This is a genomic window from Methylorubrum sp. SL192 (assembly GCF_026672325.1).
GTDB classification, from domain to species: Bacteria; Pseudomonadota; Alphaproteobacteria; order Rhizobiales; family Beijerinckiaceae; genus Methylobacterium; species Methylobacterium extorquens.
This window is the reverse complement of record NZ_JAPPQV010000003.1, coordinates 4,341,144-4,365,627: the sequence shown is the minus strand read 5'-3', so window position 1 is coordinate 4,365,627 and position 24,484 is coordinate 4,341,144. Positions and strand designations below refer to the sequence as shown.

The following is a 24,484-nucleotide window of genomic DNA, read 5'->3' as shown; positions in this document are numbered from 1 at the left end:
GGTTCATGCGGGCAACGCAGGAGTGGCGGATCAGATGCCGTGCGATTGCAGCCACGCTTCGAGCAGCGCGACCTGCCAGAGCTTGGAATTGCCCTTCGGCGTCAGCGTCCCGTCGGGATCCGCGAGCAGGCGATCGACGTAAGCCCGGTTGAAGATACCGCGCTCGCGGGCGGCCGGTCGGTCGAGAACGTCGCGCACGAACTCCATGAACGGCCCGCGGATGTGCTTCAGGGCCGGGACCGGAAAGTAGCCCTTCGGCCGGTCGATCACCTCGGCCGGGACCACGGCGCGGGCGGCCTCCTTGAGGATGTACTTGCCGCCGTCGCGCACCTTCAGTTCGGCGGGGATGCGAGCGGCGAGTTCGACCAGTTCGTGATCGAGGAAGGGGACACGTGCCTCGAGCCCCCAGGCCATGGTCATGTTGTCGACCCGCTTGACCGGATCGTCCACGAGCATGATTCGCTGATCGAGGTCGAGGGTCTTGTCGATGGCGCTCGCGCTCTGCGACTCGGCAAAGAAGCGGGCGATGAAGTCGCGGCTGTAATCCTCGTCCACGAAATCGGGTGTGAGCGCCTCGCGCATCTCCGCGTGGTCGCGGTCGAAATAGGCGTTGGCGTAATCCGTCGTCGGGTCGGTCGATCCCATCAGCTTCGGATACCAATGGTAACCGCCGAACACCTCGTCGGCGCCCTGACCGCTCTGGATCACCTTCACGTGCTTGGCGACTTCCTGCGAAAGCAGAAGGAAGGCCACCGCGTCGTGGCTCATCTGCGGCTCGGCCATGGCATGGATCGCCGCCGGCAGGGCCTCCAGCGTGCGCGAGCCGTCCACGATGAGCTTGGCGTGGTCGGTCTCGAACCGCTCGGCGATGATGTCGGAGTACTTGAACTCGTCGCCCTCGACGCCGTTCACCGCGTCGAAGCCGACCGAAAAGGTCTTGAGGCCGCTCTGACCGCTCTTGGCCAGCAGGGCGACGATCACCGACGAATCGAGCCCGCCTGACAGCAGCACGCCGGTCGGCACGTCGGCGATCTGACGGCGCGCGACCGCCGTGGTGAGCGAGGCGAGCACCGCTGCACGCCAATCCGCCTCGGTCCTGTGGCGGTCCTCCTCGCGCGGACCGACCACAAGCGACCAGTAGGTCTCTTCGCGTCGCGAGCCATCGGGCTCGAACGTCAGCGTCGTGGCCGGGTGGACCTTCCGCACGCCCTTGAGGATCGTCAGCGGTGCCGGCACGCCCGCGTGCCAGCTCATGTAGTGGTGGAGCGCCACCTTATCGATCGTGGTGTCGACGTCGCCCGCTGCGAGCAGGGCCGGCAGCGAGGAGGCGAAGCGGAAGCGCTTGCCGGTTTCGGCGTAGTAGAGCGGCTTGATGCCGAGCCGGTCGCGGGCGAGCGTGACCCGGCCCGTATCGCGTTCGTGGACGGCGAAGACGAACATGCCGAGGAAGCGCTTCACGCAGTCCCGGCCCCAGGCGTGAAACGCCTTGAGCACCACCTCGGTGTCGCTGGTCGAGAAGAAGCGGTAGCCCTTGCCGACGAGCTCCTCGCGCAGGTCCTTGTAGTTGTAGATGCAGCCGTTGAAGACGACTGAGAGCCCGAGCTCGGCATCGACCATCGGCTGCTGGCCGGCTTCCGACAAGTCGATGATCTTCAGACGGCAATGGCCGAACAGGACGCCGCCCTGGCCATGGAGCCCGCCGGCATCAGGACCGCGGGGGCGCAGAACCTCCATCATCGCCCGCACGGCGTTCGGATCGGCTGTCCCGCCGAAATTGATCTCTCCGCAGATCCCGCACATCGCCGCCAGCCGCCCTCGTCTCGTCCTCGGTCATTGAACCTGAGCGACAGAACCGAGTCGCGCCCGGCGCGTTCCATGCCGCCCGCGAAACCCTCACCTTTGTTCGATTCCACACGGTGAGGTCGCTTCCGGTGTCGCGGCCAAGCGATTCCCGCGCCACGTGCCGCGCTTTCGCCTGCTACACGCTAACGCGGGGTTGAACGGCGGACCGCGTGCCGAAGTCTCAGGCCGGCAGAGCCAGCCCCTCGCGGGCGAAGACGGCGCGCACCGCGGCGCGCTCGGCCATGCGGCGGGCATGCGCCGTCCAGGCCGGGAAGAGCGCAGGCATATCAAAGCCGATCGTCGGGCCGCGGGCCCAGACCCAGAACACCAGGAGATAGGCATCGACGACGCTGTAGCGCTCGCCGAGCGCCCAGCCGCCGTTGGAAAGCCGCACCTCGGTCATGGTGCAGAGATCGCCGAACGTGTCGGCACCCTTCGCCCGAATCTCCGGGAAGGCGGCCTCGTCGGTGCTGTAGCGTTCGGGCCGGCGGACATGGGCGTAGGCGATGTGATGCCCGGTCGAGAGCCACGCCATCCACTCGTCGGCCACCGCCTGCCCGCGCAGATCCTCCGGCAGCAAGCCGGCCTCCGGATGGGAGCGGGCGAGGTGGCGAAGGATCGCGGCGTTCTCGGTGAGCACCCAGCCCTCCTCGTAGAGGGCCGGTACGCGTCCGCGCTCGTTGATTGCGAGATATTCCGGCGCCCGCTGGTCGCCCTTGGCGAGGTCGAGGCGAATGGTCTCGTAGGGCGCGCCGATCTCCTCCAGCACGATGTGGGAGGCGAGCGAGCAGGCGCCGGGGGCGTAGTAGAGGGTGCGGGCGGTCATGGGCTTCTTATCGCTGCGGACGACGCCTCCCGAAGGATAGCGCCGTCCGCGGGAACGCCCAGTTACAGCGGCTCCGCGCCGCGCCCCATCGCGGCGATGCCGGTGCGGGAGATCTCCACGAGGCCGATCACGCTGAGCAGGCGGATGAAGCGGTCGATTTCCTCCGTCGAGCCGGTCAGCTCGAACACGAAGGAGTTCAGCGTCGCGTCGAGGGTGCGGGCGCCGAAGGCGGAGGCGAGGCGTAGAGCCTCACTCCGGTGCTCGCCGGTGCCGGCCACCTTCACGAGGCACAGCTCGCGTTCCAGCGCCTGCCCCTGAAGCGTCAGATCGACGACGCGGTGCACCGGCACGAGGCGGTCGAGCTGCGCCTTGATCTGGTCGATCACGGCGTTGGTGCCGGTGGTGACGATGGTGATGCGTGAGAGGTGGCGCGCCTCTTCCGTCTCGGAGACCGTCAGGCTCTCGATGTTGTAGCCGCGGCCGGAGAACAGGCCGGCGATGCGGGCCAGCGCACCGGGCTCGTTGTCCACGACCACCGCGAGGGTATGGCGGTTGACGCTCTCGATCCGCGTGGGCTCGGGGTAGTGGGTGTTCATCGCATTCATTTCGTCGCGTCCCTCAACTTGATCTTCTTACGATCTCACCTGCGCCACCTCAGGTCGGCACTCGAGTGCTGGACCCGCCTGCCGATGGCATGATACCGGCCGCGCCATGGATCGGCGTCAGCGTGTTTTGAATCTCGTCCGGCCGCAGGGCCGAACCGGCGTCGAGCTTGGGCCGCTCACTCGCCCAATCCTCCTCAAGAGCGACGGCAACGTCCTCTATGCCGATCACCTCTCGACCGAGGGGCTGCGCCACCAGTACCGCGACCACCCGACCCTCGGCCCCGCCGGCATCGAGGGGATCGTTCCCGTCGATGTCGTGCTCGGAGAAGGCGGGCTTCCGCGGGCGCTCGGCTCGCGCGGTCCGGTCGATTACATCGTCGCCTCGCACGTCGTCGAGCACGTTCCCGACTGCATCGGTTGGCTGCGGGAATGCGGCGACGCCCTGAACGAGGGCGGCGTGTTCTGCCTGATGGTGCCGGACAAGCGCTTCACCTTCGACCATTTCCGCACGCCGAGCAGCGTCGGCGCGCTCGTCGCCGCCCATCTGCTGCGGCTGCGCACGCCACCGCCCGAGGCCGTCTACGAACATTTCGCCAGGGCCAGCGAGATCGACGTGCGCGCCACGTGGCGCGGCAAGCCAGCTCCGGACAGGCCGATCGTCGGCGGCCCGCCGGCGGCTCTCGATGCCACCGCGACCGCCATCGCGAGCGGCGTGCACATCGACGTCCACTGCACAGTGTTCACGCCGTACAGCTTCGCCCGCGCCCTTACGGAACTGCTCGCCCTCGACCTGCTCCCGTACGAATGCGCGACCCTGGAGCCGACCCGTCCGTACGAGACCGAGTTCTTCGTGCTGCTGCGCAAGCGCAGCGACCTCACCGCCGCGGAGCGCGCCGCCACAGTGCCCCAGCTGGACCCGCGCCGGCACGACGCCCTTCCACCGCCCGCGGGTTGGCCGAAGCGAACCCGCGCGGCAGCGGGCCGATGGGTCAGGCGCCTCCGCGGACGGAGGTCCTGACCGATCGAAACGGGCGACGCTGGGCATGGCGATCCGGGCGTTCGCGCGATGCGGGGCCGATCAGACCAGCATCTTGCCCTCGGCCGAGATGACGTCGCCGATCTCCACCCCGGTCTCACCGAGATAGTCGGACAGCAGCATCTCGTTGTGTGCCTTGCCCGACGGGATCATCGGGAAGCAATTTTCCTTCTTGTCGACGATGCAGTCGAAGATGACCGGACCGTCATAGTCCAGCATCTCCTGGATCGCCGCGTCGAGCTCACCGGGCTTCTCGCAACGGATACCCTTGGCGCCGTAGGCCTCGGCCAGCTTCACGAAGTCCGGCAGGCTCTCCGAGTAGCTCTGCGAGTAGCGCGAGCCGTGCAGCAGCTCCTGCCACTGGCGCACCATACCCATATACTCGTTGTTCAGGATGAAGATCTTGACCGGCAGCCGGTACTGCACCGCCGTCGACATCTCCTGCATGTTCATCAGGATCGAGGCTTCGCCCGCGATGTCGATGACGAGGCCGTCCGGGTTGGCGAGCTGGGTGCCGATCGCCGCCGGCAGGCCGTAGCCCATGGTGCCGAGGCCGCCCGAGGTCATCCAGCGGTTCGGCTCATCGAACTTGAAGTACTGCGCAGCCCACATCTGGTGCTGGCCGACCTCGGTCGTGACGAAGGTCTTGCGATCCTTGCACGCCTCGTAGAGCCGCTGCACCGCGTATTGCGGCTTGATGATCGTGCCCGAGGGCCAGTAGGCGAGGCAGTCGCGCGACTTCCAGCGGCTGATCTTGTTGAACCAGTCCTCCATCCGATCCTTGTCGGGCTGCTTCGGCAGCGCGCGCCACTGGGCGAGCATCTCCTCCAGCACCGCGGCGCAATCGCCGAGGATGCCGACATCGACCTTCACGACCTTGTTGATCGAGGAAGCGTCGACATCGACGTGGATCTTCTTCGAGAACGGCGCGAAGGCGTCGAGGCGGCCGGTGATGCGGTCATCGAAGCGCGCGCCGATGTTGATCATCACGTCGCAGTCATGCATCGCGAGGTTGGCCTCGTAGGTACCGTGCATGCCCAGCATTCCGAGGAACTTGTCATCGGAAGCCGGGAAGGCACCGAGGCCCATCAGCGTGGACGTGACCGGGAAGCCGGTCTCGGCGACCAGCTCGCGCAGCAGCCGCGAGGCTTCCGGGCCCGAATTGATGACGCCGCCGCCGGTGTAGAAGACCGGGCGCCGCGCGCCGGCCATCAGCTCGACCGCTGCGCGGATCTTCTCGGAATCACCCTTCACCGGCGGGTTGTAGGTCTTGTGGCCGTCCTGCGCCGGGCGGGAGTAGACGCCGCTCGCGAACTGGATGTCCTTCGGCAGGTCGATCACGACCGGGCCGGGGCGCCCATGGCTGGCGACGTAGAACGCCTCGTGCAGGATACGCGGCAGGTCCTCGATCGATTTGACGAGGTAATTGTGCTTCGTGCAGTGCCGGGTGATGCCGACCGTGTCGCATTCCTGGAACGCGTCGGAGCCGATCAGGTGCGTCGGAACCTGACCCGTCACCGCGACGAGCGGGATCGAGTCCAGCATCGCATCGGTGAGGCCGGTGACGATGTTGGTGGCACCGGGGCCGGACGTGACGAGGACGACGCCGACCTTGCCCGACGAACGGGCATAGCCCTCGGCCGCGTGGACCGCGCCCTGCTCATGGCGCACCAGCACGTGCTGGATCTTGGTCTCGTTGAAGAGCGCGTCGTAGATCGGCAGCACCGCGCCGCCCGGATAGCCGAACAGGGTATCCACGCCCTGATCCTGGAACGCCCGGATGACCATCTGGGCCCCGGTCATGACCTCGCCGCTCATCGATTCCTCCATCAATCCGTTCTTCGTCTTCCGATCCGCATGCCGGCCCGCTGGATTTCGCGCAATAAAAAAGGGCCCCGAGGGACCCTGCATGCGCCACCGACCGGGCCTGTCAGGCTTGAGATCAAGCCCGCCCCGTCTGTGGCGCTTCCACTACGATAAGAACCGTGCGCATCGTCGATCCGTTCACCGCTGACCCGCCGAGTTTCGGCGAGCGCCCTGCACGTGACATCCTGCAGGTGAGGGGCGCGGAGTAAGCGATGCGCACCCTCCCGTCAATCCGCATATCCCGTATTTGCGGCGACAAAGCTTGTATTCAATACGCGTCCCGCCGCTCCACCGTGTCAGGCCGCCCGCACCGCCCATGGGCAGTGCGTCACCTCGGCGCGGAGACCCTCCGATTGCCGCGACAGTTCGGATGCCGACCAGCGCATCCCGGCCAGCGGGCGTCAGTCGAACCGTCCGGGGTGAGCGGACGGTTTGCGCCATGATGAGCCCTTCGACCACATCGCAGAGGATGATAGATCGAGGAGGGCAATTAGAGGCGCACCAATATCGAGTAATTCGCCTCTATTGTATTTTTCAGAAGCATTCAAAGCTGAATGCATGACACCTGCATTCTATGATTATTGCGAGTTACATACTGAATTGAAAAAATTCTTTCTCAGGTTCCGCAGAAGGTGCGATATCCGCGCCCGCCGCCTTCCGGAGGCTCGGCATACTCAGCGAAATCCGGCTGGTCGTCGTAGGGGCGTGCGAGGACGGTCAACAGCGTCTCGAAGGGTGCAAAATCCTGCCGTTCAACCGCGGCCGTGATCATCTCCTCGACGCGGTGGTTGCGTGGGATGAAAGCGGGATTGGCGGCCCTCATCATCTGCCGCCGGGCGGCGGCATCGCCGGCCTCGTCCTTGAGCCGCCTGCGCCAGCCTTCGGCCCAGCGATCGTAGGCGGTCGGATCGATGAACAGGCTCCGCACGGCTTCGACAGCGGCCGGATCCGGTTCGCCATCGGGTCCCGGCACAGCCTCGCCGAGGCGCCGGAAGGTGAGGGTGAAGTCGGCCTCGTTCTCGGCCATGGTTTTCAGCAGGTCGCCCGCAAGCGCGGGATCGCCGTCGCGCGTCGTGGCGAGACCGAGCTTGCGGTTCAATCCGCCGTGATAGGCGGCCTCGAACTGACCGGCAAAGCCGGTCAGCGCCGCCTCGGCCTCGGCAACGGCCTGCGTCTCGTCCTCGGAGAGAAGGGGCAGCAGCGCCTCCGCGAGCCGGGTGAGGTTCCAGAGGGCGATGCGCGGTTGGTTGCCGTAGGCGTAGCGCCCATTGCGGTCGATGGAGCTGAAGGCGGTTGCCGGGTCGTAGGTGTCGAGAAAAGCGCAGGGACCGTAATCGATGGTCTCGCCGGCAATCGACATGTTGTCGGTGTTCATCACGCCGTGGATGAAGCCGACGGTGAGCCAACGCGCGACCAGCGCGGCCTGCCGGCGGATTACGCCATCGAGCAGGGCGCGGTAGGGATTGTCGGCCCGCGCCGCCTCAGGATCGTGGCGCGCAATGGCGTGGTCGGCGAGCGCGCGCAGACCTTCGACGTCGCCGCGGGCGGCAAAGAATTGGAACGACCCGACCCGGATATGGCTCGATGCGACCCGGGTCAGCACCGCGCCCGGCAGCACCGTCTCGCGGATCACCCGCTCGCCGGTGGTCACCGCCGCGAGCGCGCGGGTGGTCGGAATGCCGAGGGCGTGCATCGCCTCGCTGACGAGATACTCGCGCAGCACCGGCCCGAGGGCGGCGCGCCCGTCGCCCCGGCGGGAAAACGGGGTCGGGCCAGAACCTTTGAGTTGGATATCGCGGCGCCCGTCGCGACCGACGACCTCGCCCAGCAGGATCGCACGCCCGTCGCCGAGTTGTGGCACGAATTGCCCGAACTGGTGCCCGGCATAGGCCGCCGCCAGCGGCTCCGCGCCCTCCGGAACCCGCCGTCCGGCCAGGACTTCGATGCCCTCCGGGCTTTCGAGCCGATCGGGATCGAGGCCGAGATCCACGGCGAGCGCCCGATTCAGCCGGATCAGCCGGGGCGCCTCGACCGCCGTCGGCGCGACCCGGCCGAAGAAGTGGCTGGGCAAGCGCGCGTAGCTGTTGTCGAACGGAAAGAGGGCGGTCATCGGCGGTACCGGTGTGAAGGCGGCTCGGTGTGAGACGCGGACAGAGCAAATGGAACGGCCGGGCCGAGCGCAAGGGCCCCGCGCCGGAAGGCGCGAGGACTGCGACGTCCGGCACGAGAGGATCGTCGGGTTGCCGATCCGATCAGAGCCGACCGGTGACGGAACTGCGGCGGTCCTCTCGTCGGGGGTCAGGCCGCCTTCTGGTTCACCCGGCTCTCAGCCAGAGCCGTGAGCTTCTGGTCAGTCGCCTTTTCCTCGTCGAGCGTCTGCTGGAGGACCGCCGCGCAATCGTCGCGGCCGAGCCGCTTGGCCCAGGCGACGAGGGTGCCGTAGCGGGCGATCTCGTAATGCTCGACCGCCTGCGCCGCCGCGAGCAGGGCGGCATCCAGCACTTCCTTATCGGCGACCTCGCCGGCGGTTTCGTTGGCTTCCTTGATGATCCCGTCGATGGCGGGGCAGTTGACCGCCTTCGGCTTGTGGCCGTGCATTTCGAACACCTGTTCGAGGCGTTTGATCTGCCCTTCCGTCTCGCGCAGATGCGTCTCGAACCCTTGGCGAAGCTGCGCGTTCGTCGCCTTCCCGATCATCGTCGGCAAAGCTTTGGAGATCTGGTTCTCGGCGTAATAGACGTCCTGCAACGTGTGCACGAAGAGGTCGTCCAGCGATTTGATGTCCTTCGTGAACAGACCCATGGCGTCCTCCTGTAATAGTCTCGGGCCCATGCCTGAGCACGTCCCATCACAGGGGAATCCCAACGGCGCTGCGGCGGTTCCGATATGCCGGCCAGAGGGCCTGATATCGCCAACGGCTTCGCTTCACGTTTGGGACAACATAGTTCTATTTTCCCATTCCTGCCTCGCCCTGCGGTCACAGCCGTCGCGGGGCCTGAAACGCGTCTATCCGGCCCTCGGCAAGTCCGTTACGAGATCCCCGCGCACGGCATGCGGCAAGGCGATCGGACGGGGTGACGGCATGGCGGATGCGCTCACGAGCAAGGTGGCGCGGCGCCTGCTGCCCTTCCTGATGCTGTGCTACTTCTTCGCCTATCTCGACCGGGTGAATGTCGGCTTCGCCGCACTCACCATGAACCGGGATCTCGGCCTGTCGGCGACGGCCTACGGGTTCGGGGCGGGTCTGTTCTTTCTCGGCTACGTCGCCTTCGAGGTGCCGAGCAACCTGATCCTGGAGCGGGTCGGGGCGCGGCTCTGGATCGCGCGGATCATGGTGACGTGGTCGCTGGTTTCGGCCTCGACCGCGCTCGTCGTCGGCGAATGGTCGTTCTACCTCGTGCGCATCGGGCTCGGGCTCGCCGAGGCCGGCTTCTTCCCCGGCATCATCCTGTATCTCACCTACTGGTTTCCCGCCCGACAGCGCGCCGGCATCGTCGGCACCTTCATGATGGCGGTGCCGCTCTCGGCGGCGATCGGTGCGCCGCTCTCGGGCCTCGTCATGAGCCTGACCGACGGCTGGCTTGGGCTCGCGGGCTGGCAGTGGCTCTACCTGCTGGAAGCCGCACCCAGCCTGTTTCTCGGCATCGCGACCCTGTTCGTGCTGACCGACCGGCCGGAACGCGCCTCGTGGCTGACCGCCGAGGAGCGGGCGAGCCTCGTGGCGCGGATGGCCGAGGATCGCCGGCTCAGCCCGAACCGGACGGCGCATCTGGGTGCAGCCCTGCTCGACCCGCGGGTGCTCGGGCTCGGGCTGGTCTATTTCGGGCTCAGCACCGGACTTTACGCCGTCGGCCTGTGGTTGCCGCAGATCGTAAGCGGCTTCGGCTTCACGACGACGGCAACGGGGTTCGTGACCGCCGTGCCCTACATCGTCTCGGCTGCGGGCATGCTGGTCTGGACGCGCCATTCCGACCGCACGGGTGAGCGCACCCGCCATGTCGCGATCCCGACCGTGGCCGCCGGCCTCGCTCTCTTCGCCGCGAGCCGGGCCGGCACACCGCTCCTGACCATTGCCGCGCTCAGTGCGGCGGCGCTCGGCGTTTTCGCGGCTCTGCCGACCTTCTGGACATTGCCCACCCGCCTCCTCACCGGCAGCGCGGCCGCGGGCGGCATCGCTCTGATCAACGCGCTCGGAAGTCTCGGCGGATTTGCCGGACCCGCCCTCATGGGCTGGATCCGCGATGCGACCGGCCGCTTCGACGACGCGTTGGCAGCGGTTGCCGCCGTGCTGGTTCTGGCAGGGCTCGCGGTTCTCCGCCTCGGCCGGGACATCGCGCGGGATACGGGCGCGAGCGCGGATGCCGGACCGGCCCGAAACCCCGACGGAGCCCCTCGACTGGCGCCAAATCAACAATGATACCGACGGATACCGCGCGGCGATCTGCCAGATAGGCGTCGAGCCCCCAAAGGGTGGCGGACAGGCGGCGCTGACCCTGTCGCCGAGGACCGAACCGAAAAAACGGAAGTCAGCGCGTTGCCGGATCAGGGGCGGCAAGCTTTCCCTCAGCCATCTCTCAGCAGAATGGCCCGTATCCAGGACACCGGTTGGTGGATGAGAATGCGGCGATCGTTATCGCGCCGCATCTTGGAGCGAGTCCTTTCACACCTTCTCCCGGAAGGAAAAGCTGAATTGCAAATGCGTCAATATATGTTGGGTCCGCTGTCAGCGCTCCTCTGCTATCGAGGTCACAACTGGAGCGCCAGCGCACAATCTGGTCGCAAGAACGCATTCGCTCGTTAGAGAAACCGGGATATGCCCGCGGCCGTGTCCCCGATCATGCCCCACGAAATCCTTCGCATGGTCGAAGGCTTCGGCCTGACCGGAACGTGGTCGTGGACCTTCGCCACCGATCGGCACGTCTGGTCGCCGGGTCTGTTTCGCATTCTCGGCCTCGAACCGACGTCAGCCCGAGCGGAATACGGCCTGCTCTTCGCCCTCGTCCATCCGGAGGACCGGGACAGCATCACCTCGACGTCGGAGTTGCTTCAGACCGGCCACATGATCCAGCAGACCTTCCGGATCATCCGCCCGGATGGAACGCTGCGCACGGTGATGAGCCGCGGCGAGGTGGTCATGGCGGCGGACGGGCGCCCGCTTCAGGCCATGGGTGTGCTGATCGATGTGAGCGACCGTGAGATGCTGGCGCGCGCGCAGGCCGCGGACCGTCGGCGCAAGAGAGCCCTCTTCGAGCAGACCAGGGCGTTCACCTCCGTCACCGCCGTCTACCCCTACACCGACTTTTCCCCCGAGTGGCTGGAGCTGGTCGGGTTGCCGAGACAGGCCCTGCTCGAGGAGCCGACGCTGCCCGTCCTGAAGGAGGAACGTGCGCGTTGGCGCGACCACGGTCGAGAACTCTACCTCACGCGGCAGGTCGTCCACACGCGTCCGCGTCTCATTCTGGCAAGCGGCGAGATCGTACCCTATCGCATGGTGATGGTGCCGATGCGGAACGCGAGCGGCGCCGACGAGGGTTGGGTGAACTACATCGCGCCGCTCCATCTCGACGGGGCCGTGCCCGGTGTCATGCGCGAGAGCCTGGAGCAGCTTGTCCGCGGCATCCATTTGCGGGCGGGTCGCGCTCTGCTCGACTGGTCGATGCAGCAACTCGCCGAAGCGGCCGGACTCTCGTTCTCGACCGTCCGCCGGCTCGAGGACGAGGACGTGAGTGCCTCCCGGCGCGCGTTGCAGGCCGCGATGAGGGCCTTGCGGACGCACGGGATCGTCTTCTCGTTCATGGATGACGGGACGATCGCCCTCGGGAAAGTCTGAGCCGTCCCGCTCGCCTCGCGCGCAGACGGAATGCTGCCCCGATCCCCGGCCCGACGCCGATCCAGCCTGCGCGATCAGGTCGTCGACGGCGACCGGGCAACCCGTGAGCGGGGCAGGACCGAGGAGGCCAGCATCGGGCTTGTTGGGCGTATCAGGCGAACTTTGCGGTGGAGTGCGGCATGGACATCGCCCGGCACCGCAGCAACGGGAAGGCTGGCTTCGCTCCCGTGCGTCGTGTCCGTCGGGTGCGCTGGCTCCACGGCGACCGCTTTCTTTGCAATCGCCGGCGCCGGCTTACGGTACAGGACGAGCCGGGTCGCTCCGAAGAAAATGAGACCGACGAAGCCCCAGCCCACCGAAGCGATGTTCGGCTCACCAGCCAACATCATCACCAGCAAGCCGCCGAGAGCGGCGGCCACACCCAGGAGTCGGAGCTCGGCGGCAAGTGAACCCATGGCTGCGTTCTACGAAGCCGCGGTTGCGAGGGTGTATACGTGACTGGTCGCATTTGAAGAATTGACTTCGGGTACACGCAGAGGGCGCGCGACGGTCCACAGGTCGCGCAGCAACCACGACCGCGGCGCCGCCGGACAGATGCAATCGGTCCAAGATCACGAAATAGTCAGCGCCCATCGGCGAAGCTTGACAACAGGAGAAAGTATCATTTGAATTGTTTGGCTGCGCCGATACTGTCAGGCCGGCGGCTGGTGGGTCGGCATCTTCATCGTTGTCGGCCCACCAATCTCACGCCTTGGCTGTGGTATGGCGCGCGAATACGATCACGGGTGTATATTTCGTTGCCGTAACTCGGCATTGTATTGACCGCCGGATCGAGAAATTTTTTGCGGCTGGCGGGACGAGCGTGCCGTTCCGGACGCTTGGGTCGTCAGCTCCCTCGGCTGCGGTCACACCCAGTTGCCATGAATGGCGCGCGGTGAACGCCAAGACCGCAAGCCTTCGAACGGTGGGCGTATCATGCCCGCGGCGAACGTCGCGATGATCGCGCCTTCGACCCTGCTCCGCCCTGTATGGCGCCTGGCGGCCGGATCAGTCCGTTCCAGATTATCTTTCAGCAGCGAGGAGCCGAGCGCTGCGCCCAGCCGGTTTCCGTTGCAGACACTTCACCGAAGGGCAGGGCAGGCCAGACTCGGGAGAGGCATGGGACCGTTCCAAGCCCCCCGAACAGGCTCAATCTCGATAGGACGCGCCCTCGTGCGGGGAAGATGATTCAAAAATCGGAGGCCAGCGGATTGTTCGAAATCCGCCACCCTGGGCGTGCCAATCGCGTTTACGGACAACGACAAGCGGGCGCGGTACGCGCATCCATCGGATTGTGACGGGGCCGGAATGCCGATCTTGTCTGCCGGGGGGAGAAAAGGCGAAACGGATGCATGGAAGGCCGCCCATGACCGCTTCTGTTCCCGGGTTATCGCGCAAGGCGCTGGCAGACCGCCTCTCGAAAGAGATGGCCGAGGCCGAGCGCCAGGGCTTCGGAACATCGACGGTCTGGCTCACCCGTGAAGAGACCGACCTGATCTGTGCAGCCCTCGAAGCGGCCTCCACGGACGATGGTAGGCGCCTCGATTTCCTCGACCGGTGCGTGGCCGCCATGACCGCACGAGACGGATCGGACCGCGGGTGGCGGATGTCCATCGACCAGGACCACTTGATGCTCGGCACGACGGCCGACGCGCACGGCCTCCCGTCCTGCCGTGACGCCATCGATGAAAGGACAGCCGAGTTGCAACGTGCCCAAGCGATGGCAACCGGAGAAAAGCATCGAGAGGAGCCATTGCCGACCCGCCCCGACGGCCCCCATGATTTTACGCCCCGCCCCTACGCACGTGGCGGCAAAGCATAGCGCATCGCGACTGTATTAGGTGCGCCTTGTGTCGATCTGCACATCAAATATTATATTTCCGAAAACTGAACAACTTTCCATCCTGGACGAAACGAATAAACAAAAGTGCTTCCGGCGGCTTTCTCTGATTTATTTGATGTGGAAGACCGTGAATGCACGGCGCTCTCCACCCGCAGTTCGATTGGGCGGCACCCGGAGGTGCTGACCTTCGCGTTTAACTCACCGACGCGCCCGATAAGGGGCAGGGGCCGACCGCAAGGGCCGTCTCATCCACCCGTTGCGCCCGTTCATCGAGCTGGGCAAACGGGGCTGAGGCGCTCCGGCGCCATTTGTGCATCTGCTGCGAACCGGCGTTCAGGCGGCTCGAAGCGGACACGCGCGGTCGAGAACGTTTGCCCTCTGTCAAAAGGTTGATGCACGTCCGCGATGAGACAGGGTGAGACGAACTCCCCGACCGACCGTGTCGGAACGATCTGCCGATCCCTACGGCGGGCGATCGTGGAGCGGGCCTTGACCCCGGGAGACCGACTGCCGGAGGACGCGCTCGGCGAGCGGTTCAGCGTCAGCCGGACCATCGCGCGGCAGGCGCTCGGCCAACTCGCGGGCGAAGGCTTGGTTGAACTGCGCCGGAACCGCATCGCCGTGGTCGCGAGCCCAAGCTGGGAGGAGGCGCGCGATACCTTCGACGTGCGCATCAGTCTGGAGCGCCTCGTGGTCCAGCGCCTTGCCGGTCGTCTGAGCGCCGAGCAGCGGGCCGTGCTGGAGGCACATATCGCGGGCGAGGAGCAGGCGAGCGGCGGGCCGGAGGCGGCCTCGATCCGGCTCGCCACCGAGTTTCACCTGCTGCTCGCCGAGATGACTGGGAGTCCGGTTCTGCGCCGCTACGTCGCCGAACTGGGCTACCGCTGCGCCCTGATCCTGTCGCTCTACAGCCGGCCGCACTCGTCGGACTGCGCGGTGAGCGAGCACCGGGAGATCGTGGCGGCGCTCGTCGCAGGCGATGCCGGGCGCGCAACCACCCTGATGGATCACCATCTCGACGCGGTGGCCGAGCGGGCGCGCATCCTGAAGGAGCCCAGGCGCGAGCGCGACCTCATCCGCCTGCTCGCGCCCTACATCGACGGCTGACGGGTCAGGCCGATCCGCCCTGCCGTTCGAGCAGGCGCTCGGCGCTGTCGTTCCACACCTCCATCGAGACGATCAGACCGTCCCGCACGGTGAAGCGGTCGACGTAGCGGTTGCCCTCGAACGCGGTGCCGTCCGGCCACGCGCCGTAGAGGGTGCCGAGGCTGTACACTGTGGTGAAGCCCTCGCCCGGCACCACGTCGAGCCGCTCCATCCGCTTCTTCACCCAGGCGTATCGCCCGGCGTTGAACGCCGTCACCTCGCGCGGATGGTGGAACACCCGGCCGCCGGTGAAGACGATCGCGATGCCGGGCGCCATGTAGCGCGCGGCCGTCTCGGGATCGGGCACCATCGACGCTTCCAGATAGGCCGTCACCGCCGCTGCATCGCGCGCGCTCTCCGTTTCCTTCGCGTCCATACCGCAATCTCCTTGGTCTCGGCCGTGGTGCCCTGAACATGCTGCCGCCGGGGCACGCGTGCATGCAGAAAGTGTATGCACTTTGCCGCGACTTTGTGCACAATTGGTGGGCGGCGGGCTCCGGGCGGGAAAATGCAAGAAGAAACGAGCACGTTTCATCTGGCACGCCCGTTGCGGTCCTTGGTCGACCGCATACGGAGCCGGATCGCCATGCCCCAACGCCTCAAGCCCGCCCGCTCCCTCGCACGGCGTTTCGTCCTCGGCGCCCTTTTGGCGGGGGTCACGAGCATCGGTGCCGTCCGGGCCGCAGAGCCGGTGAAGATCGGTCTCGTCACCGCGCTTAGCGGCCAGTCGGCCAAATCCGGCGAGGCGATCTCCCGCGGGATCGGGCTGGCGATCGAAGAGATCAACCGCAACGGCGGCGTCCTCGGCCGCCCGCTGGAACTCGTCGCCCGCGACGACGAGGCCAACCCGTCCAAGGGCGTGCTCGCCGCCCGCGAGCTGATCCAGCGTGCCGGTGTCGTCGCGCTGATCGGCGGCCTCGACACGCCGGTCTCGATGGCGATCGTGCCGATCGTCAACCAGATGAAGGTGCCCTTCGTCGGGCCCTGGGCGGCCGGCACCGGCATCACCCGCAACGGCGCGGCCGACAACTACGTCTTCCGGGTCTCCGCGGTCGACGCGCTCGTGGACGAGGCCCTTGTCGCCTACGCGGTCAAGACCTACGGCGCCAAGAAGCCCGGCGCGATCCTCGTCAACAACGCCTGGGGCGAGTCGAACCAGCAGGGACTGGTGGCGGCGCTGAAGGCCGCGGGTCTCCCCAGCGCCGGCATCGAGAAGTACGAGGCCAACGACATCGACATGGTCCCGCAGCTTTCGCGCCTGCGGGAGGCCGGGGCCGACGCGCTGTTCCTCGTCGGCAATGTCGGCCCCTCGGCCCAGGTGGTGAAGTCCCTCGATCGGATGGGCTGGACCGTGCCGGTGATCTCCCATTGGGGGCCGGCGGGCGGGCGCTTCGATGAACTCGCCGGGCCGGGTGCGGCACGGGTGCACTTCGTTCAGACCTTCACCTTCGCGGGCAACGACAGCCCGAAGGCGAAGGCGGTGCTCGACGCGCTCAAGGCGAAGTACCCGGCGATCAAGTCCATGGCCGACGTCACGCCCGCCGTCGGCATCGCCAACGCCTACGACGCCACGCATTTGATCGCCCTGGCGATCCAGGCGGCGGGCGCCACCGAGGGGCCGAAGGTGCGCGACGGCTTCTACAAGGTCGCGCCCTATGCCGGCCTGATCAAGACCTACGAGGCCCCCTTCGCACCGGGCCAGCACGACGCCCTGAAACCGGACGACTACATCTTCGCAAGCTTCAAGAACGGCGAGATCGTCGCGGTGTCCAAGTGAACGGCGTCCGGAGCCGCCTTCCCGGAAGAGGGCAGGGGATGTCACCATGCTGACCAGCACCCTCGTCAGCGGGCTCGGACTCGGCAGCATGTACGGGCTGGTGGCGCTCGGCTTCCAAATCACCTTCGCGGTCTCCGGCACGGTGAACTTCGCGCAAGGCAGCGCCGTCACCCTCGGGGCGGTGCTGGGCTACACCTTCGCGGTTCAGCTCGGCTGGCCGATGCCGCTGGCGATCGCCGCGGCTCTGGCCGGCTGCGCAGGGCTCGGCCTCGCCGTCGAGCGGCTGCTGGTGCGCCCCTTCGTGGTGCGCGGCTCCGATGCATGGCTCCTGGCAACCGTGGCCGGCGGCATCATCCTCGACAACGTCCTGCTGTTCACCTTCGGCAAGGAACCGCGCAGCCTGCCCTCGGCGCTGGTCGCGGCGCCCGTGCAGGTTCTGGGCGCGGGCGTCTACCCGCTCCAGCTCCTGATCCCGGTGGTCGGCGTTGCGGCGGCCGTTGCAATCCGCGCCGTGTTCCGCGGCACGGAACTCGGCCGGGTGCTGCTGGCAGTGGCGCAGAATTCCGAAGCCGCGCGGCTGATGGGCATCGACGTCGCCCGCACCGTGGCCTGTGCCTTCGCGCTCTCGGCCGTGCTCGCGGGCGCCGCCGGCCTACTCATCGCGCCGCTCTTTTCCGTCTCGGCCGAGATGGGCGCGCTGTTCGGGATCAAGGCCTTCGCCGTGGCGATTCTCGGCGGCATCGGCTCGGCCACCGGGGTCGTGCTGGCGGGCCTTCTCTACGGCCTCGTCGAGGCCGGCGTCACCGCCACGCTGGGCTCGGGCGCGACCCAGATCGTCGTGTTCTCGGTCATCATCCTCGCGCTCGCGCTCCGCCCGAACGGCCTGCTCGGCCGCGCCGCCGTCAACAAGGTCTGACCATGCGCTCGCTTCTCCGGGCGCCGGCCGCGATGCCCCTCGCCATCCTGGCCCTGACGCTCGCGGGCCTCGGCCTCGTCGCCGCGACGAGCGGCTACAGCCAATTCGTCATCGCCCTCGTGGCACTCACGGTGGTGGCCGGAACCGGGCTCAACGTCCTGCTCGGGCTCGCGGGGCTGATCTCGTTCGGCCATGCCGGTTTCTACGCGCTCGGCGCCTATGCGAGCGCAATCCTGACCCTCAAGGGCGTAAGCTTCTGGCTGGCGCTTCCGGCCGCGGCCGGGCTCTCCGCCCTCGTCGGCGCGGCGCTCGCCGTGCCGGCGATGCGGGTGCGCGGGCCCTACCTCGCCATGGTAACGATCGCCTTCGGCTTCCTCGTCGAGCACGCGCTGATCGAGGGCGGGGAACTCACCGGCGGGCAGAACGGCCTCGTGGTCGCCACCGGCCCGAGCCTGTTCGGCGTCTCCCTCGGCGAGCGCGAACTCGCATGGCTTGCGGTGATCGGCGCGGGCCTCAGCCTCTACGGCTTTCACCGGCTGCGCCATGCCCGTCTCGGCCAGGCTTTGCGCGCCGTGCGCGACGCCGATGTCGCCGCCGCCTCGCTCGGCTTCGATCCGGTCCGGGTGAAAACCGCCGCCTTCGCGATCTCCGCGGCGCTGACCGGGCTCGCGGGCGCGGTACTGCCGCCGCTGATGCTGTTCATCGCGCCGAGTTCGTTCCCCTTCACGCAGTCGATCCTGTTCGTCCTCGCGGTCGTGGTCGGCGGGGCCGGCACCGTGCTCGGGCCCCTGTTCGGCGCCCTAGTGACGGTGCTCCTGCCCGAGGCGTTGGCGGGGCTGGCCGAGTACCGGCTGCTGTTCTTCGGCCTCACCACCCTCGTGGTGCTCTGGCTCGTGCCGGCGGGAATCGTCGGCAGCCTTGCCCGGCTTCTACCGCGGGGTGGCGGGGAGCGCTCGGAGCCGGGAGCCGAGGCACCGAATTTCCTGCACCGGACCGGCGGCGCGCCGCTCGCCGTCGAGGGACTCGGCATCGCCTTCGGCGGGATCCGGGCAGCGGACGGCGTCGCCTTCGAGGCGCGCCCCGGTGCCATCACCAGCGTGATCGGCCCGAACGGCGCCGGCAAGACCACCGTCCTCAACATGATCTCGGGATTTTACCGCCCGAGCGCCGGCACGATCCGCCTCGGAGCGCTTGAACTAGGCGGACGGCCAGCGCACGCCATCGCCCGCGCCGGCGTCGCCCGCACCTACCAGACGACCCGGCTGTTCGGCTCGCTCAGCGTCGTCGAGAACGTGATCCTCGCCCGTGCTCCCGGACGCCTGCTGCGCCGGGCGCAAGCGCAGGATCGCCAAGACGCGGCGGCCCTGCTCGCCTTCGTCGGCTATGCCGGCGCCCTCGACCGTCCGGCCTCCGAACTGCCCCATGTCGACCGGCGGCTGGTGGAGATCGCCCGCGCGCTGGCGGGGTCCCCGAAAGTGCTGCTCCTCGACGAGCCGGCCGCCGGCCTCGCCCGGGCCGAAACCGACCGCCTCGGTGCGCTGCTGCGTCGGATCGCGGCCTGCGGCATCGCGGTGATCCTCGTCGAGCACGACATGCCGCTGGTAATGGGCGCGTCCGACCGCATCCTCGTCATGGACGCCGGCCGGCCCATCGCCCGCGGCACGCCGGCCGAGGTGCGCCGTGACCCCGCCGTGCTGCGAGCCTATCTCGGCGCCGCCGAGACCCCGGCCCGGCCGCGGTCCACGCCCTGGAGCGGTCCGGCCGACGCAGTCCTCTCCGCCCACGGCCTGCGCGCAGGCTACGGCGCCGCGCCCGTCCTCGACGGCATCGCCCTCGCGGTGCGGCCGGGCGAGACCGTGGCTTTGCTGGGCTCGAACGGGGCCGGCAAATCGACGGTGATGCGCTCGCTCGCGGGCCTGCTACGTCCAGTCGAGGGCTCGGTGGTGCTGGCGGACACGCCCGTCGCGGCGCTGCCGGCGCACAAGATCGCGCGGCTCGGCCTCGCTTTGGTGCCGGAAGGGCGCCAGGTCTTTCCCGAACTCACCGTCGTCGAGAACATCCGCCTCGGCGCCTGGAGCCGCGGCGGCCGGGTCGATCCGGCCGAGGTCGAGGCCCTGCTCGACCGCTTCCCGCGCCTGCGCGAACGGGCGGGCAGCCGCGCCGGCCTGCTCTCGGGCGGGGAGCAGCAGATGCTGGCGATCGCCCGCGGGATGATGGCGCATCCGCGCATCCTCCTGCTCGACGAGCCCTCCCTCGGGCTCGCCCCGGCGATCATCAACAGCCTCTACGCGACCGTGGCCGAGCTGCGCGACCAGGGCACGACGATCCTCATCGTTGATCAGATGGCCGCGCTGGCGCTGACCGTGGCCGACCGCGGCTACGTCCTGGAGCAGGGGCGCGTCGCTGCAGAGGGCACAGCAGCGGAGCTCAAGGCGGACGAGGCCCTTGAGGCGGCCTATCTCGGGGCGGCGTGACGGTGCACGCGCCCCACATCAACAGGATCGAGACCATCCCCGTGACGACATCGGCGCCGCCCCCTGCCGGCCATGGCCGCTACGCCTATTCCGCCCTGCCGGACCGCCCGGTCTACGACTGGCCGGGTGGAAAACGCCTCGCGGTCTACCTCGCGCTCAACCTCGAAACCTTCGCGTTCGGTGACGGCCTCGGCGCCGAGCTGGCGCCGGGCGGGCCGCAGCCGGACGTCCTCAATTATGCCTGGCGCGATTGGGGCAACCGGGTCGGCGCATGGCGCATCCGCGACATGCTCGACGACCTGCGGATGCCGGCCAGCATCCTCGTCAACAGCCGGATCTACCGGGACTGTCCGGGCTTGATCGAAGCCTTCCGCGCCCGCGGCGACGAGATCGTCGGGCATGGCCGCAGCAATTCCGAGCGGCAGGGCACCCTCTCGGAATCTGAGGAGCGCGCCCTCATCGCCGAGGCCACCGCCGTGCTGACGCGGGAGGAGGGCAGGGCGCCCGCGGGCTGGCTCGGCCCCTGGATCTCGCAATCGCCGTTCACGCCGGACCTGCTGGCCGAGGCGGGCTACCGCTACCTGCTCGACTGGTGCCACGACGACCAGCCAACGTGGTTCGCGACGCGGAACGGCGGGCGCATCCTCTCCGTGCCCTATCCGCAGGAACTCAACGACATCCCCGCGATCGTCGCCCGCAAGGACACGGGACGCGCCTTCGCCGAGGCCATCACCGACGCCTTCGAGGAGATGCTGGAGCAGTCGCGCCGCGCGCCGCTGGTCATGGGCATCGCGCTCCACCCCTACATCGTCGGCCAGCCGCACCGCTTACGCCCCTTGCGGCAGGCGCTCGAACGGATCGCCGGGCATCGCGACACGGTCTGGCTCACCACGGCCGGCGCGATCGCGGCACACGCTGCCGAGTTGGTGAAGTAGCGGCGCCGTGCGGCCGGCCTCAGGCATCCCCAGGCGGTCTCTCGATCGGCCCAAGCGGACGCCCTGGAGACCCGGTCATGGATCATAGCGAAAGCCCTCACCATTCCGCGTCGGCCGGTTCGCGGCGTGCGCTTCTCCTGACCTCTGCGGCTGCCCTGGGGGCGACGACCATGCCGAGCCGTCTCTTCGCCGAAGCGAGCGCCCCCCGCGGCGCTCTCGCCCAGTCCCGCCAGGGCATGGTGACGAGCCCGCACGAACTCGCCAGCGAAGCCGGGCGGGAGGTGCTGCGGGGGGGCGGCAACGCGATCGAGGCGGCGATCGCCATCAACGCCACCCTCTGCGTGACCTACCCGCATTTCTGCGGTTTGGGCGGTGACGCGTTCATGATCGTCAGCGATCGCAACGGCGCCAGCTTCACCCTGTCCGGCATCGGGCAGGCGGCGTCGAAGCTGCCGCAGGACGGCCAGCCGATCCCGCTGCGCGGACCCGGCTCGGCGATCACCGCCGCGGCCGCCGTCGATACCTGGGAGCAAGCCTTCACCTACAGCCAGCGGGCCTGGGGCGGGCGGCAATCCTGGAAGGGGCTGTTCCAGCGCGCGATCACCTATGCGGCAGAGGGCTTTCCCCTGACGCCCTCGCAACACTTCTGGGCGAACTTCCGCGCCAAGGAGCTCGGCAACTGGCCCGATATCGTGCGCGTGTTCACCGCCGAAGGCCGCATCCCGGAGGCCGGGGAGACGTTTCGGCAGCCCGACCTCGCGCGCACACTGACGACGCTCGCGGAGAATGGCGGCCGCGACTTCTACGAGGGCGAGTTGGCCCAGCGGATCGCGCGGGGGCTGGAGCAGGCGGGCTCGCCCCTGACGGCGGACGACCTCGCCCGCTGCCGGGCGCGCAACGAGAGCGCGCTGCGCGTGCCCTACCGGGGCGGGGAGCTCATCAGCCTGCGCCCGCCGACACAGGGCCTCACCACCCTTGAGATCATGGGTGTTCTCGACCGCTTCGACGTGGCTTCCCTTCCCGAGGGCAGCGCCGATTACTACCACCTCCTCGTCGAAGCGGTGAAGCTGGCCTTCATCGACCGCAACCGCTTCATCGCCGATCCCGATTTCGTCGATGTGCCCGTCGAGCGGCTGCTATCGGCCTCGCACCTCGACGCGCAGGCCCGGAGCATCGATCCGCGCAAAGCTGCGCCCTGGCCCCATGTCTTCAAGACGGGGGATACCGTCTTCATCGGAGCGGCCGACCGGGACGGCAATTGCGTCAGCCTGTTGCAGACGGTCTATTTCGATTGGGGCAGCGGCGTCGTCGCGGGCGATACCGGCATCCTCTGGCACAATCGCGGCGCGTCCTTCAGCGTAGACGCTGACAGCATCAACGTGCTGCGCCCCGGAAAGCGTCCGTTCCACACGCTCAATCCCGGCATGTACTTCAAGAACGGCCGTCCGAACTTGTTGTACGGCACGCAGGGCGCGGATGGGCAACCACAGACCCTGTCGGCGGTGCTGACGCGCCTGATCGATTACGGGATGGATCCGCTCACCGCCCTCGCGCGCCCTCGGTTCCTTCTGGGCAAGACCTTCTCGGACAGCCGCGACAGCCTGAAGCTCGAACTCGATGCAGGTCAGGCCGTGTTCGAAGAGCTGAAGGCGCGAGGGCACGAGATCAGTCCCATCCCCGCCCAAAGCCCCCTGGCCGGCCATCCCGGCGCAATCCGCATCGAGGATGACGGCCGCTTCGTCGGCGCCCACGATCCGCGCAGTGATGGCTTGGCTCTCGGCCTTTGACCAGAATGCTGGTTGCGTCGACGGCGGCGCGTCAACGAGTACAGGCGACATTTGGGATGGCGCTGGATGGAGTACGATCAACTAGTGCCGGGTGGAAGACGACACGCTTGTCACCGGGAAATCAATGGTGTGCAGCGGGACGTGTCGTAGCATGTCACCGCAGAGATTTATGCCAGGACCAGAATCGATGATTCCAGGCTCAAACGCATGAAGATGTCGAAGGAGAAAAACGGCTCACCAATCTTGCTGTCGCTTACACCGTCACCGGTCCAGTGAGCATTCGATTGGCTGAGTGTCTGGGGGAGTTTGGTGGGCGCACTAGGGTTCGAACCTAGGACCCGCTGATTAAGAGTCAGCTGCTCTACCAACTGAGCTATGCGCCCGAAGCCTCGGTGAGGAGGCTGGACCGCCGGGCCACCAATCCCGTTCGGTGGCGGCGGATTAGCAACGGGCGGACGGCCTGTCCAGCCCCTTCCGAAAAGTTTTCCGACAAAGTGCCGCCGGGATCGCTCATCCCGTGCGGCCCCACAGGCGTGCCAGCGCGTGACGGGCGGCATCGTCTCGGCTAAAGCGCGGGGATGAGCCTTTCGCGCGCCTTGAGAATCGGAACCCGCGGCAGCCCGATGGCGCTGGCCCAGACCGGCATGGTCCGCGATCGGATCGTCGCGGCCAATCCGGGATTGGAGACGGAGATCGTCGTCGTCTCGACCGTGGCCGACCGCGTGCTTGATCGGCCGCTCTCCGAGATCGGCGGCAAGGGCCTGTTCACCAAGGAACTCGAACAGGCCCTGTTTGCTGACGAGATCGATGTCGCCGTCCACTCGATGAAGGACGTGGAGACGTGGCTGCCCGACGGGCTCGCCATCGCCTGCATCCTCGAACGCGATGACCCGCGCGACGCTTTCCTCAGCGCGAACGGGGCCAACGGCTTGGCCGACTTGCCCCCCGGTGCCCGGGTCGGCACCTCTTCGCTCAGGCGGGGGGCGCAGGTGCTGATGCACCGGCCCGATCTCACCATCGTGCCCCTGCGCGGCAATGCCAACACCCGGATGCGCAAGCTGGAGGCGGGGGAGTGCGACGCCACGCTGCTGGCGCTCGCCGGCCTGCAGCGCCTCGGGATGGCCGATGTCGCCCGCAGCGTGCTGTCGGTGGAAGAGATGCTCCCGGCCGTGGCGCAGGGTGCACTCGGCATCGAGTGCCGGGGCGGGGACGACGCGATCCGAGCGCTGCTGGCGCCCGTCGCCTGCGCCACCACGACGACGGCGCTCGACGCGGAGCGCGGGCTGCTTGCCGAACTCGACGGCTCGTGCCGCACCCCCATCGCGGCGCTCGCGCAGGTGAGGGGGGATCGCATCAGCCTCGACGGGTTGCTGTTCCTGCCGGATGGCAGCCGCCACTGGGCGGTCCATCGCGAGGGACTGGCCGCGGATGCCGACGCGATCGGCCGCGAGGCCGGGGCCGAGCTGAAGCGGGCGGCGGGCGACGTCTACTTCGCCCACCTCAAGTAGTCTTCTACCATTCCAAACCCGGTTGATCCCCTTGGGATCACGGATTTGGGCCTG

Annotated in this window: 19 protein-coding genes and 1 tRNA gene; 11 read left to right on the top strand and 9 right to left on the bottom strand. The window is 67.8% G+C overall.

The genetic code is table 11. From position 1 onward, the window contains the following. Positions 1–30: 30 nt before the first annotated feature. From OVA30_RS20995 to ilvN, 3 genes are all read right to left on the bottom strand, one after another. On the bottom strand, positions 31–1,800 hold the full coding sequence (locus OVA30_RS20995; RefSeq protein ID WP_268176721.1) for an N-acetylglutaminylglutamine amidotransferase: 1,770 nt from the start codon (positions 1,798–1,800) through the stop codon (positions 31–33). Positions 1,801–2,023: 223 nt separating this feature from the next. Further along, on the bottom strand, positions 2,024–2,668 hold the full coding sequence (locus tag OVA30_RS20990) for a glutathione S-transferase family protein (RefSeq protein WP_268176720.1): 645 nt from the start codon (positions 2,666–2,668) through the stop codon (positions 2,024–2,026). 62 nt (positions 2,669–2,730) lie between these two features. After that, a complete protein-coding gene (gene ilvN, locus OVA30_RS20985; protein WP_003598264.1) occupies positions 2,731–3,273 on the bottom strand; it encodes an acetolactate synthase small subunit in 543 nt (180 codons plus the stop codon). Between the two features lie 106 nt (positions 3,274–3,379). Between ilvN and OVA30_RS20980 the strand changes: the two genes are divergently transcribed. Beyond that, positions 3,380–4,291 carry a methyltransferase domain-containing protein gene (locus OVA30_RS20980; RefSeq protein ID WP_268176719.1) on the top strand — a complete coding sequence of 304 codons (912 nt, stop codon included), beginning with the start codon at positions 3,380–3,382 and terminating at the stop codon, positions 4,289–4,291. A gap of 60 nt (positions 4,292–4,351) precedes the next feature. On the opposite strand, the gene OVA30_RS20975 is transcribed toward OVA30_RS20980, so the two are convergent. The 3 genes from OVA30_RS20975 to OVA30_RS20965 all read right to left on the bottom strand — a co-directional run bounded on the left by OVA30_RS20975 (position 4,352) and on the right by OVA30_RS20965 (position 8,977). Beyond that, entirely contained in the window at positions 4,352–6,127 is a 1,776-nt protein-coding gene (locus OVA30_RS20975) for an acetolactate synthase 3 large subunit (RefSeq protein WP_056464365.1), read from the bottom strand. A 664-nt stretch (positions 6,128–6,791) separates the two neighbouring features. Then, positions 6,792–8,285: a protein adenylyltransferase SelO gene (locus tag OVA30_RS20970; RefSeq protein WP_268176717.1), complete on the bottom strand. Its 1,494-nt coding sequence runs from the start codon at positions 8,283–8,285 to the stop codon at positions 6,792–6,794. Positions 8,286–8,473: 188 nt separating this feature from the next. Next, positions 8,474–8,977, bottom strand: a complete 504-nt coding sequence (locus OVA30_RS20965; RefSeq protein ID WP_268176715.1) for a YciE/YciF ferroxidase family protein — start codon at positions 8,975–8,977, stop codon at positions 8,474–8,476. Between the two features lie 280 nt (positions 8,978–9,257). On the opposite strand from OVA30_RS20965, the gene OVA30_RS20960 reads away from it, so the two are divergent. Together OVA30_RS20960 and OVA30_RS20955 are read left to right on the top strand one after the other, a co-directional pair. After that, entirely contained in the window at positions 9,258–10,592 is a 1,335-nt protein-coding gene (locus OVA30_RS20960) for an MFS transporter (RefSeq protein WP_268176713.1), read from the top strand. A 441-nt stretch (positions 10,593–11,033) separates the two neighbouring features. Beyond that, positions 11,034–12,005 carry a PAS domain-containing protein gene (locus tag OVA30_RS20955; protein WP_245296477.1) on the top strand — a complete coding sequence of 324 codons (972 nt, stop codon included), beginning with the start codon at positions 11,034–11,036 and terminating at the stop codon, positions 12,003–12,005. A 74-nt stretch (positions 12,006–12,079) separates the two neighbouring features. On the opposite strand, the gene OVA30_RS20950 is transcribed toward OVA30_RS20955, so the two are convergent. Beyond that, the gene (locus tag OVA30_RS20950) at positions 12,080–12,460 is read right to left on the bottom strand and encodes a hypothetical protein (protein ID WP_268176711.1); all 381 of its coding nucleotides are present in this window, start codon (positions 12,458–12,460) and stop codon (positions 12,080–12,082) included. A gap of 950 nt (positions 12,461–13,410) precedes the next feature. Between OVA30_RS20950 and OVA30_RS20945 the strand changes: the two genes are divergently transcribed. Together OVA30_RS20945 and OVA30_RS20940 are read left to right on the top strand one after the other, a co-directional pair. Continuing rightward, on the top strand, positions 13,411–13,866 hold the full coding sequence (locus OVA30_RS20945) for a hypothetical protein (protein WP_265223673.1): 456 nt from the start codon (positions 13,411–13,413) through the stop codon (positions 13,864–13,866). A gap of 426 nt (positions 13,867–14,292) precedes the next feature. Further along, entirely contained in the window at positions 14,293–14,994 is a 702-nt protein-coding gene (locus tag OVA30_RS20940) for a GntR family transcriptional regulator (RefSeq protein WP_003598245.1), read from the top strand. A 4-nt stretch (positions 14,995–14,998) separates the two neighbouring features. Here the strand turns inward: OVA30_RS20940 and OVA30_RS20935 are convergent, their stop codons facing one another. After that, positions 14,999–15,409, bottom strand: coding sequence for a nuclear transport factor 2 family protein (locus OVA30_RS20935; RefSeq protein WP_268176709.1), 411 nt, complete (start codon positions 15,407–15,409; stop codon positions 14,999–15,001). Between the two features lie 210 nt (positions 15,410–15,619). Here OVA30_RS20935 and OVA30_RS20930 point away from each other — a divergent pair, with 210 nt between their 5' ends. The 5 genes from OVA30_RS20930 (at position 15,620) to ggt (ending at position 22,922) form a co-directional block, all read left to right on the top strand. Next, positions 15,620–16,810, top strand: a complete 1,191-nt coding sequence (locus OVA30_RS20930) for an ABC transporter substrate-binding protein (protein ID WP_268176708.1) — start codon at positions 15,620–15,622, stop codon at positions 16,808–16,810. Between the two features lie 46 nt (positions 16,811–16,856). Then, positions 16,857–17,726, top strand: a complete 870-nt coding sequence (locus tag OVA30_RS20925) for a branched-chain amino acid ABC transporter permease (RefSeq protein ID WP_268176707.1) — start codon at positions 16,857–16,859, stop codon at positions 17,724–17,726. A 2-nt stretch (positions 17,727–17,728) separates the two neighbouring features. Then, the gene (locus OVA30_RS20920; protein ID WP_268176706.1) at positions 17,729–20,200 is read left to right on the top strand and encodes a branched-chain amino acid ABC transporter ATP-binding protein/permease; all 2,472 of its coding nucleotides are present in this window, start codon (positions 17,729–17,731) and stop codon (positions 20,198–20,200) included. Next, positions 20,197–21,135, top strand: coding sequence for a polysaccharide deacetylase family protein (locus OVA30_RS20915; protein ID WP_268176705.1), 939 nt, complete (start codon positions 20,197–20,199; stop codon positions 21,133–21,135). Before OVA30_RS20920 ends, OVA30_RS20915 begins: the two co-directional genes overlap by 4 nt. Positions 21,136–21,305: 170 nt before the next feature. Next, entirely contained in the window at positions 21,306–22,922 is a 1,617-nt protein-coding gene (gene ggt, locus OVA30_RS20910) for a gamma-glutamyltransferase (RefSeq protein ID WP_268176704.1), read from the top strand. Positions 22,923–23,229: 307 nt separating this feature from the next. Here the strand turns inward: ggt and OVA30_RS20905 are convergent. Continuing rightward, positions 23,230–23,305: transfer RNA gene (locus OVA30_RS20905), tRNA-Lys, on the bottom strand. A gap of 195 nt (positions 23,306–23,500) precedes the next feature. On the opposite strand from OVA30_RS20905, the gene hemC reads away from it, so the two are divergent. Beyond that, positions 23,501–24,430, top strand: a complete 930-nt coding sequence (hemC, locus tag OVA30_RS20900; protein WP_268176703.1) for a hydroxymethylbilane synthase — start codon at positions 23,501–23,503, stop codon at positions 24,428–24,430. Positions 24,431–24,484: the final 54 nt, after the last annotated feature.